The following is an 11,604-nucleotide window of genomic DNA, read 5'->3' on the forward strand; positions in this document are numbered from 1 at the left end:
ATCGAGGCGCATCCATCCGTGGAGGAGACCAGATGCGCTACCGCTCCGTGCTGCCCGGACACCTGGCCGCCGTGTTCGCCGCGTGCGTCACCCTCGCGGGCCTGCTGTCGACGCCCGTGCTCGCGGCACCCGCGGCCAAGACCGCCCCGCCCTCCGTCACCACAGGCCGGCCGACCCCACCCCCGCCCCCGACCGGCTCCACCGCGCACACGGCCGAGCGGGACCGGGCACGCACCCCCGCCCACCTCCCGCCCCTGGCGCCCACGCCCCGGCCGACCCGCCCCGACGCCCTGGCCGTCCCGAAGGCGGCCGCGTGCAGTCCGGCCGACTTCGGCGGCCGGACCGGCGCCGCGCTGGTGGCCTTCGTCAAGGCCGCGACCACGGACTGCGTCAACACCCTCTTCGCGGTGACCGGCACCGACGCCCGAGCCGTCTTCCGCGAGTCCCAAATGGTCACGGTCGCCGAGGAGTTCACCCGCACGGCACGGCGGTACCGCGGTGACAACGCGGCCCGCATCCTGCAACTCGTCCTCTTCCTGCGCGCCGGCTACTACGTCCAGTTCAACAACCCCACCGACACCGGCCCCTACGGCACCCGCCTGGCCCGCGCCACCACCCGGGGCCTGGACTCCTTCTTCGCCCGCTCCTCCTCCGGCGACGTCACCGCGGCCAACGGCGACGTGCTCGGCGAGGTCGTCGTCCTCACCGACAGCGCCGACCAGCAGGCCCGCTATCTCAAGGTCTACCGGCGGGTGCTGACCGCGTACGACAGCTCCTACGACGCCATCCCCAGCATGCTCGCGGCCGTCAACGCGGTCTACACCCCCCTCTGGCGCGGCAACTGGAACCCGGCCTACGTGAACGCCGTCGCCGCGGACCCGTACATCGTCCGCACCCTGCGCCGGTTCGCCCTCGACCACCTCGACCTGCTCCCCACCGACCGGGCGTACCTGGCGTCCAACGCCGGGATGAACCTGGCCCGTTACGTCGAACACCCGGCGCTGCGGGACACCGTCCGGCCCCCGACCAGGGAGCTGCTGACAGCCTCGCGGATCACCGGGCCCACGGCCGGACTGTGGGTGGCGGTGGCGACACAGGCCGAGTACTACGACCGTGCCAACTGCTCGTACTACGGCGTCTGCGACCTGACCGACCGACTGACCAGGGCCGCCCTGCCGATCACCCGCCCCTGCGACGCCACCCACACCATCCGGGCCCAGTCGCTCACCGCGGCCGACCTCGACGCGGCCTGCGCCAGTGTGCTCGGCCAGGACGCGTACGTCCACGACCTCGTCAGGGACGACGGCCCCATACCCGGCCAGTACCTGTCGACCATCGACCTCGTCGTCTTCGCCGGCAGCGCCGACTACCGCGTCTACGCCGGTGCGATCTTCGGCATCAGCACGGACAACGGCGGCATGACCGTGATCGGAGACCCGGAGGACCCAGCCAACAAACCCTTCGCGGTCATGTACCAGAAGCCCCGGGACGAGAGTCACGCGGCGCGGATCTGGAACCTCAACCACGAGTACACGCACTACCTCGACGCCCGCCTCGACATGAAGGGCGACTTCGCCCAGCAGACCTCGGTACCGGACGTCTGGTGGATCGAGGGCGTGGCCGAGTACGTCTCCTACGGCTACCGCGGAATCACCTACGACCAGGCCGTCACGGAGGCGGGCAAGCACACGTACCGGCTGAGCACGCTGTTCCGGAACACGTACGCCAACAGCGACGTGACCCGCACCTACCCGTGGGGCTACCTCGCCGTCCGCTACATGTTCGAGCGGCATCCGGCCGACGTCCACCGCATGCTCGCCCGCTTCCGAGTCGGTGACTACGCGGGCGGGCACGCCGTGTACGCCTCCGACATCGGCACCCGTTACGACGCCGACTTCGACCAGTGGCTGACGGAGTGCGCCGCCGGCGCCTGCGCGGCGACGCACACGGTCAGTCGAGAGTCGTCTCGGGGATCTGCACGTTGATCAGCTCCCCGGAGCGCCGGTCGACGGTCAGTCCCCGGCCCGGCTTGTGGTTCCGCAGATGAGCCTGGGTGAGCCGGACGCCCAGGATGTCGCCGTCCATCACGTTCTTGGGAGCGAGGAGCACACCCCGGCGGTGTCGCTTCAGGGCACTGAGCCAGCCCAGGGCACCCGCCATCGTCTCCCCGGTGACACCGGCGGCCACGCCCACGCCACGGTCCCGGCCGGACTCGACCAGGGCCCGCAGGTCCTGGTCGATCTCCGGCAGGATCAGCAGATCGGCGTCGTCGACGAGGACCACCCGGGGCTCGTCGCCGCTGCCCAGGGCGGTGGCGAGCTCCTGTGCCGTGGGGGACTGCGAGGTGAGCAGCCGTACCCCCGGATGGCCGTTCAGGGCGCGCAGCGGCGACTCCCGGGGGGTGAGAGCGACGAGTCGGGTGCCGGAGGCGAGCAGCGAGACCGCGAGGCTCGCCAGCGTGGTGCTGCGGCCGGAACCGGGCGGCCCGGCCACCACGAAGGTCGGCGAGGAACCCGCGAAGTCGACCCCGACGGGCGCGACATCGTCGCCCCCCAGCCCCAGCAGACCCCACAGCGGCCTACGCAGCTCTTCGGGCACCTTCTCGTACGCCGCCGTGAACTCCACCTTCGCCGGCAGGGTGCCGATCCGCACGGGGCGCCGCGCGGCGGACAGCCCGGCGTCGCGGCGGGTCGCCTCGGCACCGATGGCCCGCAGCGCCTCCGCCTGTTCCTGGCCGGTCGCCCCGGCCGCGAGCAGTGCCACCTGGATCTCGGTGCCGTCGGACGTCCAGCCCTGCCCGGGTCTGATCACGTCGGGCAGATCCCGGGAGCGCTTGCCGACGACGTGGTAGTCGGTCCGGTCGTTCAGCCTCAGCAGCAGCTTGTTGTCGTTGAGCGCGGTGGCCCGCCCGGCCAGCAGGGCCCGCTCGGACGTGGCGACGACATGCAGACCCGCGGCGGCACCTTCCCTGAGCAGACGGTTCAACTGGTCCATCTGCCGACCGCCGTTGTGCTCGGCGATGAGGTCCACGAGCGCGTCCCACCCGTCCACCAGCAGCAGGATGTGCGCCGGACGCTCGCCCGGGGCGACGATCTCGCGGAGCTCCGTGAGATTCGCGGCGTGATGGCGCGTCAACTGCTCCTGACGGCGGTCCAGTTCGGTGTCGAGCCGGGTGAACAGCCGCTCCAGCCGTTCGGTGTCGCCACGCGGCACGACGGCGCCGCAGTGCGGCAGCACGCCCAGGGCGGCCAGCGCGCCGCCGGCGAAGTCGACGCCGTACAGATGCACGTCGGCGGCGCTGTGGGCGCGGCCCAGCGCGCCGGCCATGGTCCGCAGCACCTGCGACCGGCCGGAACGCGGTATGCCGACGACATAGAGATGGCCGAAGGTCGCCAGGTCCAGCAGTACCGGCTCCTGTGCCTGTGCGCCGGGCAGGTCCGACAGGGCCCAGGCCACCGGGACCGGGCGGGCGTCGCCGGTCTGCTCGGGCTCGGGCAGTTCGTCGACCAGCACGGACTGACCGAGCGGGGGCAGCCAGGGGCTGGGCTGCGGGACGCAGTCGGCGAGCTCAGCCGCCTCGCACACCGCTTCGACGAGTGCGTTGAGGTCGGTGGGGGAGTCGTCGTCCATCGCCGGAGCGCCGGGCTCGGCCTCGGCGAGCGGCACTCCGACAGCGCGCCCGAGTCGCTGCCACGGCAGTGCCGCGCCCCAGATCCGGGGAGCCTGCGCCTCCGTCGCGCGCTGCGGCTGCCGCACCGGCGTCGCTCCGGGCCGGGCGGCTCCGGAGTAGGCGGTCTGGAACGGCACGACCGTGCCGTGGCCGAGGCGGGCCAGGGCCCGGCCCGGGGTGTTCGGGGAGATGCTGACGGCGTCCTTGGTGTCGATGACGTCCTGGCTCTCGGTGGCGTCGGTGACGCGCAGGGCGATCCGCAGATTGGTGTTGGCGCGGATGTCGGCGTTGACGACTCCGGCCGGACGCTGCGTCGCCAGGATCAGATGGATGCCCAGGGAGCGGCCGCGCTGGGCGATGCTCACCAGTCCCGGGATGAAGTCCGGGATCTCCCGGTAGAGCGTGGCGAACTCGTCGATGACGATGACCAGCCGGGGCACCGGCTCCAGCCCTTGGTCACGGCGGCGCATCGACTGGTACTCGGGCAGGTCCTTGGCCCCGGCGGCCGCCAGGATGTGCTCGCGGCGCACCAGTTCGGCCGACAGCGAGGTCAGCGCCCGCTGGACGAGATGGCTGTCGAGGTCGGTGACCATGCCGAGGGTGTGCGGCAGCCGTACACAGTCCTTGAAGGCGCTGCCGCCCTTGTAGTCGACCAGCACGAAGGTGAGCTCGTCGGGCCGGTTGACCGCGGCGAGGGAGGCCACCAGGGTCTGGAGCAGTTCCGACTTGCCGGATCCGGTGGTGCCCGCGACGAGGCCGTGCGGTCCGTCCTTCACCAGGTCGAAGGCGGCCGGGCCGTCGTAACCCGCGCCGAGCAGCACCTCGGTGGAGGCCGGGCGCCGCTCCCAGCGTGCCGACACGGCCGCACCGCTCGGCTCCGGCAGCCCCAGCAGGTCGAGCAAACCGACGCGGTCGGGCAGGCCCTCCGAGGCGTCCGGGGTGACGTCGTGGATGGGGGCGATGCCCCGTGCCAGGCGCTCGCACCAGGCGGGTTCGACCAGGTCCGGGCGGATGTCCCCGATGGCGGGCTGTCCGGTGCGGCGCAGCGTCAGCCGGTGGTTCTCGTACCGGACGACCGCGGTGCACTCCTCCGGGAGCAGCCGTTCCTCGTGGTCCAGACAGAGCGGGAAGATCCGTACCGACGGCCCTTCCTTGAGGATGGAGACGACTCCGGGGACGTCGCGCAGCCGGCGGGCACCGTCCATCACGACCAGTACGTCCGGTTCGCTGAGCAGCGCCTTGCTCATCGTCGACTCGGCGGCCCGCTGCCGGGTGCGCAGGGTGGAGACGAGCTCGGCGACGCGGTTGGCCACCGTCTCCGGGTCGTTGCCGACGAGGGTGACGGCGCCGCCGCGGGATCCGGGCAGTCCGTCCCGGGAGTGCGGCAGCCAGCGCGCCCAGTCCCAGGACTCCTCGGACGCCTTGTCGGTGAGGACGACGATCCGCAGGTCGCGCGGCGTGTGCAGGACGGCGGCCTGTGCGGTCAGCCAGCGGGCCAGCGCCTGCACCGGACCGGTCTCACCGGCCAGCCCCACCACCCCGCAGTGTTCGAGGTCGACGCAGACGGGCGCGTCCGGGATGGTCCAGTGCACGGACGTGTGGTTGTCCTCGCGCGCCGCATCGTCGATGCCGAGCAGTGACGGCTGACCGGCCGTGCCCAGGCGCAGCGCCAGGTGGTCGGGGTCGCCGCGACGGCGCTCCCAGAGCCGGCGGCCCGGTCCGACGCCCCACAGCCCGGCCAGCGCCGGATCGGGCGCGCTCTCGGTGCGCAGCCGCTGCTCGGTGACGACCTTCTGCCGGACGTCCTCCTCCAGCGAGGCGCGGCGCAGCCGGTAGACGCGGGACTTCTCCTCGTAGTCCTTGCGGGCCTGGCGCCGCCCGCTCACATGGTTGGCCGCCATCAGCAGCGGCGACAGGAACATGAAGAGCAGGTAGTAGTAGGAGTGCCAGATGAGCACCATGCCGATGCCCATGATCATGGGGGCGAAGGCGACCAGGAACGGAATGGGCCGGCGGCCGGGCGGCTCGGGCGGTCCGGGCAGGCGGAAGCGCTCGGGCTCCAGGTGCGGCAGGATGCGCGGCGGCCGGTTGTAGTCCAGCCCGCCGCCGCCCTCGGACGGCACCACGGCGGCGTCCCGCTGGGTCGGTTCGGACAGCCGCAGCAGATACTCGCCGAGGGCGAGTTCGCCACCGAGCGGCCAGGGTTCCCAGCCGTCGGGCAGTACGGCCGCATCGGCGGCCCGCTCGTCCGGCTCGTCCTCCTCTTCCTCCTCGTCCTGGTCGGCGAGGGGGAGCAGCGGGACGTTGGGCTTGCCCCGGTGCTCCGGCGGCTCCGGGACGGACAGGCGGGCCGTGCCGTCCCCCGGCAGCTCGACGATGGCGGAACCGTCCGGGCGCACGGAGATCCGGATGCCGTCGGAGGGAAGCCCACGCCCCTGGAGGGGCACCGCGGAGCCGTCCACCGGCCCGATGCCGTGGGTGCCGAGGCCGAGCGCGTACACCCGGCCCGCGTCCGGCCCTCCCACCACCTGGAGTTCCACGACCGGCGAGTGGTCCACCCGCTGCGGCTGCGGCATGGCGGGGCGCTCGGGACCGTACTGCGCGCCGCCCCGCGGAACGGGCGCGCCGAGCCCCACGACGCTGCCGTCCATGACCGGTGTGTCGGCCAAGGGAGTGCCGGGGGACAGCGGATCGCCGCCGACGAAGCAGACGGGCACGGCGCCCGCGGTGGACGCCTCGTCGCCAGCGCGCAGCCGGGCCAGATGCTCGGCGACGTCCTGGACCGGGGTGGCGGCGTCGGCGCTCAGCACGACGTCCTGACGGCTCGCGGGATCGCCGTCGGCGACGGTGGTGATGAGGAGTTTCATGTCTCCCCTTTTGGGGTGGTTCGTGGAGTGAATAAAGGGCTGCGGTTCCGGTGCGCGGCGCCGGTCAGTCTCCGCCGGTGGACGACGCCTCGGCGGGGCGGGACCGCGCCGTGGCCGGTTCGGACAGCAGGTCGGCACCCGCCACGGTCCGGACCGGGGCCAGGGGCGGGGTCTCCTCGACGAGCTCCGACGGTTCGGTCAGCTCGGTCTGCCTGACCGGTGCGGGTGCCCGTCGCTCCGGCACGGTGCGCGGCTCGACGGCCGGGTCGAGGGGCCGTTGTTGCCGCTCAGGTGCGCGGCGCGCACGGCGCCGATCGGCCCGGACCGCCGCGGCGACGGCCCGGTTGAGCGGGGCCGAGTCGGCGTACAGGTCGAGCTCCGGTGCGGTGACCCGGCCGCGGCCGTCGACGCGAAGGGCCCAGCTGGGCCCGGCCGCGGGGCTGTCGGTGAGACAGATGACGGTGCCGTTCGCGGCGAGCTCGCCCAGTCGCCGGGCCTGGTCCCGGGTGGGGGAGGCGCAGACCACGACCGTGGCGGTGGCGACGGCTTCTTCGTCTGTCGCCGCGGTGTCCGGGTCCTCCAGGCGGCGCAGCACGGTGTCGAGCGGGTCGCCGGGGTGGTGCGGGTGGACGCCTTCGGTCACGGTGACCGAGGCTCCGCTGCCCGGCCGGTCCAACTGCGCGGCCAGCGCCTGGAGCAGCCGGGTCCGGGTGACCGTGTCGCCCTCGACGGTGATCATCCGGGGCCCGGCGGCCAGGTCGAGGTGGACGCAACTGTCGTCCGCCGTCCCGACCACGACCGGCAGCGGCCGCACCCGGGCGCCCGCGCGGGGCGCCGCGTCCGGCAGCGCGTCCTCGTCGTCCAGGCCCAGCCACCAGGACTGCGGGCCGACGTCGTCGGCGGCCTCCCAAGGGGCCGGCGGGGCGGGCAGCCGACGGGCGGCGATCTGGACGGCGGCCCGGCCGGGCTCCGTCCGCAGACCGTAGGCGAAGGCCCCGGGCACGTCGCCGAGCGCCGCTCCGGCCCCGTCCAGCAGCCGGCGCACGAGCAGGCCGGACCGGGGGTCGCACAAGTGGCGGGCCAGTGCCCGTACGCCACGACGGTGCCGCCGGTAGGCGCGCAGCGGCTCCCCGAAGGCCCGTCTGGTCAGGGTGACCTCGCGGGCGACACCCCGCCGGAACCGCCGCCAGCCGCCACGCTTTCGCACGACGTGGCGCAGCAGCAGGAACAGCAACAGAAGGACGGCGACGACGACCAGCAGCGCCGTCACCAGCGACGAGTCGGGCCTGGCCAGCGAGATCAGCCGGCCCTGCGCCGGGCTTGTCCCGGTCATGCGGCCACCAGCGCGTCCTCGGGGTGGCGTCGGCGCAGCTCCCGGATCGCGTGATGGGTGCGGGACTTGACCGTGCCGGGCGGTATGGACAGGGCGTTCGCGGCGTCCGGGCCGGTCCAGCCCAGCATGTAGACGTAGAACAGCACCTCACGGTGCGGCAGGGAGAGCCGGGAGAGGGCGTTCACGAGGAAGCGGCGGTGTACGGCCTGGCCGATCGGGTCGACGGACTCGGCGTGCGACTCCAGCAGCTCCTGGTGGTATTCGGGGCAGGCCTGCTCGCGGCGCATCCAGTCCACCACCAGGTTGTGGGCCACCCGGAACAGCCAGGCCCGTGAAGGCGTCCAGTCCGGCGGCTGGTCCGCGCTGCTCAGCCAGGCGCGCAGCAGGGTCTCCTGGACGAAGTCCTCGGCGCGCTGCCGGTCGCCGCGCAACATCCCGGAGACGTAGCGCAACAGCGGCCCGTGGTGCCGTTCGTACAGCTCACGGAAGGAGCCGTCGCACGCGGGAGCGCTCCCGCCGGGTCTGTGAGAGCTCCCGGCAGCGGGACAGGTGGTGGACGTTCTCATGTGTTGCCTCCCGCGGAAACCGGCAGCCGTGGGTGCGCCGGTCAGCTCGGTGGCCGCGAGCGCGGCGAGTGCTGAGCAGAGTGAACGTGAGTGCCAGGTGACCACCGCGTCCATGAGTGGAACTGATGATTCCTGTTCGGCGGTGATTCTATGAGGGCTGTCGTAAGTTTCAAGCGTCTTTGAGGTGAACGTGAGGTTCGGCACGGGAACGGGACCAGGGCGAACGGGAATTGAGTCCCGTTCGCCCTGGTTTCTCTCACTTGTCGGACATCATGCGGGGATGCCGCCGGCGATCTGCCCGTCGAGGTCCTTCACGGACTGACCGATCTGCTGGAACTGCTTGGCGAACTCAGTGATGTTGTTCACGGCCTGCGTCACCGAGGTGTTGAAGTTCGTGTAGGACTCACGCAGCTTGGGGCTGGTCTGCGCCAGCACCAGGCCGTCGCCGAGCAGCGCCTCGACCTCGCGCTGGAGGTCCGACAGCTGGGGCACCAGCGTGGAGCTGACGGCGTTGTTGAGCTTGGCGGCCGTGGCGTTGATCGCCTCTTCGTCGACCGTGGTACGGGGCATCGTGGCCTCTTTCCGTTGCGGTGCCCGCGGTCGCGACCGACCGTGCACCTGGGTGGTGGAACTGCTGGGCACGCGGTTGCGGGCCCGTGGACCCTGCGGGCGCCAGAGGGGGGAGTTCGGCGCCCGCAGGGAGCTTCAGGGGGGCGGGCCGGGGTGTTCGGCCCGCGCCGGGAGATCAGCGCCAGTTCTCGCCGAGCGTCCCGAGTGGTGGTTCGTCGCCGTAGCGCTCGTGCTGGGTGACCGAGTCCCTCAGGAACCAGGTCCCGTCCGGGTTCTTCTGCCAGATCTCCTGGATCTCGCCGCTGCCGTCGGCGACGTAGCGGTTCATCTCCGTGGTGACGACGCGCAGGACGGAGCCGTCCGGCCGCGAGTAGTCGGTACGGGTGTTGCCGTCCGGCAGCGTGGTGGTCGTCCCCGGCGCCGAGGCGTTGTCGGCCAGGTGCCCGCCCGCGTCCATTAGGGGTTTGTCCACGGTGAGATAGGCGGGCGGCCGATCCAGGGACTTCTGGGGGTCCTCCTGGCCGGCCTCGGAGTTGTAGTACGTCTCCTTGTCCATGTTCAGCACCCAGTCGCCGTCCGGCGCCTTGGTCCAGATCTGCTGGGTGTCACCGTGCTCGTCGGTGACGTACCGCTTCATGAACCCCTTGTCCCAGCCCTCCGGATTGACGTCCACGTAGACCTTGGTGACCGTGCCGTCGGAGCGGCGGGTGGTCGTCACGGAGTCGCCGTCCTCGGAGAGCGAGCGGTGCGTCTCGGAGTACGTCAGCCCGTTCTTGTTGGTGATCGTGACCGTGGTCTCCACCGGATTGCCGTTCTTGTCGACCTCGATCCCGCCGTTGGCGTCGAGCTTGTACTCGACCTTGGTGTGACCGTTCTCGTCGTCCCGCTCATAACCGTTGGGCACCGGCGGCGGCGGCGTCTGCGACGGCCCGTCCCCGCCGAGTGAGCGGTTCCGGTTCAGGGGGTCGGGTTCGCCGCTCTCCGGGGTCCAGGCGGGCTTCTTTTGCAGCGCTTCCTGCTCGGCCGCGTAGCCCTTCTGCATGTCCTCGGCCTGCCGGCGCAGGGGTTCCTCGTCCTTGTCGACCTGCGCCTGCGCCTCTTCGTTCGCGGCCTGGTCCTTCCACAGGGCCTTCTGCTGCCGGTCCAGGTCGTCCCATTTCGGGGCGAAGGCGTCCTGTTCCTTCTGCAGGGCGTCCTGCTCCCGGTCCAGGGCGTCCTGTTCCTTCTCCTGCTTGCCTTCCAGGGCCCTGCGTTCGGCTTCCTGTCCCTTCCAGAGGTCCTGCTGCCTGCGCTGCAGCTCCTCCGCCTTCTCGCCGAAAGGTTCCTGCGCCGTGCCGAGCGCCGCCCGCTCCTTGTCCAGGGCCGCCTGTCGGGCCTGGAACGGTGCGAACGCCTTCTCCTGCTCGGCCTGGAGCCTGTCCAGGCCGTCCCACTTCTTCTGGAGGGGCTCCCCCTCCTTCTTCCAGAGGGTGTCCTGTTCTGCCCACAGGGCGTCCTGCTTCTTCTGCCAGGCGTCGAGTTCCGGCTGGGTGACGCCCTTCTTGCGCAGCAGGGCGTCACGCTCCTTCCAGAGCGCCTCCTGCCTTTTCGTCAGGGCGTCGCTCTTGGCGTCGTAGGCATCCTGCTGCTGTTGAAGAGCGGCCTGCTGCGCCAGGTAGACGGCCTCCTGCGCATGCCGCAGGTCCGCCTCCTCCTTCCACAGCTCCTGCTGCTTGCGCTGGACCTCGTCCTGCCGATGGCGCAGCGGCTCCTGCTCCTTCTGGAGCGCTTCGGACTCCTTGGTCAGCAAGTCCTGCTTCGCCGCGAAGGCCGCCTGCTGCTCCTCGCGTTCGGCCTCCTGCCGCTGCCACAGCTCCTGTTGGCGCCGTTCGAGCTCCTCCTGTCGTCGGCGCAGGGGCTCCTGCTGCTTCTGGAGGTCGTCCTGCCGCCGGTTGAGCTCCCGCTGGCGCTCGGCCTGGGCCTCCTGCTCCTTCCGGAGCGCCGCCCGGCGCTTCTCGAGTGCCTGCTGCTGTCTCTCCAGGAAGGCCCGACCGGGCTTGTACCGCCGCTCCAGGTTCGCGGCCTCGGCCCGTTTGTACATGGCGTCCTGCCGCTGCTTGTAGGCGTCGTTGTCCGCCTTGACGTTCTGCCGCTGGTAGGACGCCGCCATCGCGGCGGCGTTGACGGCGGTGCCCGCGTCCTGGTCGTAGAACGCCTTGCCGATCTCGTCGAGGAGGTTCCCGAGGTCGGTCATCACCTGCCAGGCCTCACGGAACGACTTCTGCCAGGCGCCGTAGAAGTTCGTCAGTTCCTCGGCCGTGTCCCGGCGGGGCCCGATGTCACCGGCGGCGAAATCGTGCTGGGTGTGCGAGGAGACGTCCAATTCATCGCGGAGATGCCAGATCTGGCGGGCGAGGACGTACATCAGATCGTAGTCGACCGAAATACGAGCCACGTCTTTCCGTCCTTTCTTCCGGAGTTCGGGCCTGGGAAGTACGGCGGTTCGCGATACCGAACAAGCGGTGGCATCGAGTCCGCCCTGTAGACGCAGACATGACCCCGAAAGGTTCAAAGCAATTTCGCCCGGCACCCTACTGACCAGGAGGTATGTGGTTTCCG

General features: G+C 71.5%; 6 protein-coding genes. 1 reads left to right on the forward strand and 5 read right to left on the reverse strand.

Annotation, left to right across the window (positions count from 1 at the left end; all coding sequences use genetic code 11):
- Nucleotides 1-32: 32 nt before the first annotated feature.
- Nucleotides 33-1,985 carry a collagenase gene (locus ACZ4UU_RS30520; protein ID WP_471906603.1) on the forward strand — a complete coding sequence of 651 codons (1,953 nt, stop codon included), beginning with the start codon at nt 33-35 and terminating at the stop codon, nt 1,983-1,985.
- On the opposite strand, the gene ACZ4UU_RS30525 is transcribed toward ACZ4UU_RS30520, so the two are convergent.
- The 5 genes from ACZ4UU_RS30525 to ACZ4UU_RS30545 all read right to left on the reverse strand — a co-directional run bounded on the left by ACZ4UU_RS30525 (nt 1,951) and on the right by ACZ4UU_RS30545 (nt 11,440).
- A complete protein-coding gene (locus ACZ4UU_RS30525; RefSeq protein ID WP_471906604.1) occupies nt 1,951-6,537 on the reverse strand; it encodes an FtsK/SpoIIIE domain-containing protein in 4,587 nt (1,528 codons plus the stop codon). The two genes, ACZ4UU_RS30520 and ACZ4UU_RS30525, sit on opposite strands and share 35 nt — an antisense overlap.
- A 64-nt stretch (nt 6,538-6,601) precedes the next feature.
- A complete protein-coding gene (locus ACZ4UU_RS30530) occupies nt 6,602-7,870 on the reverse strand; it encodes a hypothetical protein (protein WP_471906605.1) in 1,269 nt (422 codons plus the stop codon).
- The gene (locus ACZ4UU_RS30535) at nt 7,867-8,436 is read right to left on the reverse strand and encodes a sigma-70 family RNA polymerase sigma factor (RefSeq protein ID WP_471906606.1); all 570 of its coding nucleotides are present in this window, start codon (nt 8,434-8,436) and stop codon (nt 7,867-7,869) included. Before ACZ4UU_RS30535 ends, ACZ4UU_RS30530 begins: the two co-directional genes overlap by 4 nt.
- A gap of 270 nt (nt 8,437-8,706) precedes the next feature.
- The gene (locus ACZ4UU_RS30540; RefSeq protein ID WP_471906607.1) at nt 8,707-9,006 is read right to left on the reverse strand and encodes a hypothetical protein; all 300 of its coding nucleotides are present in this window, start codon (nt 9,004-9,006) and stop codon (nt 8,707-8,709) included.
- 175 nt (nt 9,007-9,181) lie between these two features.
- Entirely contained in the window at nt 9,182-11,440 is a 2,259-nt protein-coding gene (locus ACZ4UU_RS30545; RefSeq protein ID WP_471906608.1) for a hypothetical protein, read from the reverse strand.
- Nucleotides 11,441-11,604: the final 164 nt, after the last annotated feature.

The sequence above is a fragment of the Streptomyces sp. NPDC028907 genome, from assembly GCF_055564995.1.

Coding starts and splice junctions, on each gene's coding strand:
- ACZ4UU_RS30530 (WP_471906605.1), bottom strand. CDS start 7,870: ATGACCGGGACAAGCCCGGCGCAGGGCCGGCTGATCTCGCTGGCCAGG.
- ACZ4UU_RS30535 (WP_471906606.1), bottom strand. CDS start 8,436: ATGAGAACGTCCACCACCTGTCCCGCTGCCGGGAGCTCTCACAGACCC.
- ACZ4UU_RS30525 (WP_471906604.1), bottom strand. CDS start 6,537: ATGAAACTCCTCATCACCACCGTCGCCGACGGCGATCCCGCGAGCCGT.
- ACZ4UU_RS30520 (WP_471906603.1), top strand. CDS start 33: ATGCGCTACCGCTCCGTGCTGCCCGGACACCTGGCCGCCGTGTTCGCC.
- ACZ4UU_RS30540 (WP_471906607.1), bottom strand. CDS start 9,006: ATGCCCCGTACCACGGTCGACGAAGAGGCGATCAACGCCACGGCCGCC.